The following is a 1152-nucleotide window of genomic DNA, read 5'->3' as shown; positions in this document are numbered from 1 at the left end:
CTGGACGAGTTGAAGGCCCTGGCCGACGACCTCAGGGAGATCGACCCCGCGGCCTTCGAAGGCTACGAGGACTTCACCTGGCCGGCGATCCTCGACCGGTGGCTCTGGTGACGCCGGCCGGGTCGCACCGGTGCGGAACGCCCGCTCAGAACGGCGGCCGCCAGCCCCGCGGCCAGACCGGTTCGTGGTCGGGCGGCGGAAGGACGGCGGGGCAGTCGGGGTAGGGCCACTGACGGCCCAGCCACTCGCACTGCGGCACCCGTCCCTCCGAATCGTCGGCACAGCGGTCGGCCCACCCCCGGCCCACCAGCACCGGCCGGGTGAGCACACCGCCCGTGGTCTGCTGCACCCGCAGGACGAGGCCGACCGCGGGGACCGCCGGGTTCCCGCGCGGCCCGTAGCGCACGCCGGAGCCCTCCGGCCAGGGCAGATCGTGCACCGCGTCCTGCAGCAGAGCGGGCGGACGGCCGGTCAACTCCAGCCCGTCCAGGATCACCTGCGGTCCGTGGGCCGCGTCGGCCGCCGCGCAGAACAGCCGGCCGGTCCCGTCGAAGTAGGCGTACACCGCCGGCAGCGCGGGCCGGAAGCCGAAGCGGATGCCGAGGATCTCCGGCCAGTGGGTTTCGGCCTCGAAGCGGCCCGGCTCGTGGGCGTCCGGCAGTGCCGAGGCGACGTCCTCGGCCCGCATGCCGAACCGCAGCGGCCCGACGCCCTCCAACGGGTCCAGGGCCCACACGGGCCGCGCCGCTTCCATGCCCGGCCCTTGCCCGCCCGGCTCCTGTGCGCCCGGCCCCTGCACGTCCGATGCCATCCGTCGATCCTCCCGGCTGCCGACCCGGTCGGAGTGTGCCGCACCGTGCCGACACCCGGGGGCTCCCGGGCCGCGCAGCGGCCCCTGTCGGGTGCAGGCCGGGCGCGGCGGGCGCGGCGGGCATGGCGGGCCGGAATGCGGGCAGGCGTGCGGCGTCCGACTGGCGAGAGCGACTCCGGAGGTGGCCGTGAACACCGTGATGGTCCTGCTGCTGACCCCGCTCGTCCTGGCGGCCGTGCTGACGGCCACCGCTCCCGGGCGGCAGGCCCGCCACCGCGGCGAGCGGCCCGCCGCGCGGCACCGCCACGACGGGGTCGCCCGGCACGCCAGGCCGCGCTGAG

2 protein-coding genes are annotated in these 1152 nt (G+C 76.9%); one reads left to right on the top strand and one right to left on the bottom strand.

Annotation, left to right across the window (positions count from 1 at the left end; all coding sequences use genetic code 11):
- Positions 1-145 precede the first annotated feature (145 nt).
- Positions 146-811 carry a hypothetical protein gene (locus ABZ641_RS38685; protein ID WP_359989382.1) on the bottom strand — a complete coding sequence of 222 codons (666 nt, stop codon included), beginning with the start codon at positions 809-811 and terminating at the stop codon, positions 146-148.
- Positions 812-998: 187 nt separating this feature from the next.
- Here ABZ641_RS38685 and ABZ641_RS38680 point away from each other — a divergent pair, with 187 nt between their 5' ends.
- Positions 999-1151: a hypothetical protein gene (locus tag ABZ641_RS38680; protein WP_344625610.1), complete on the top strand. Its 153-nt coding sequence runs from the start codon at positions 999-1001 to the stop codon at positions 1149-1151.
- Position 1152 lies beyond the last annotated feature (1 nt).

Source organism: Kitasatospora sp. NPDC007106, assembly GCF_040634455.1.
GTDB lineage: Bacteria > Actinomycetota > Actinomycetes > Streptomycetales > Streptomycetaceae > Kitasatospora > Kitasatospora arboriphila.
Note: the sequence above shows the minus strand (reverse complement) of the source record. Positions and strands in the feature narration are given on the sequence as shown.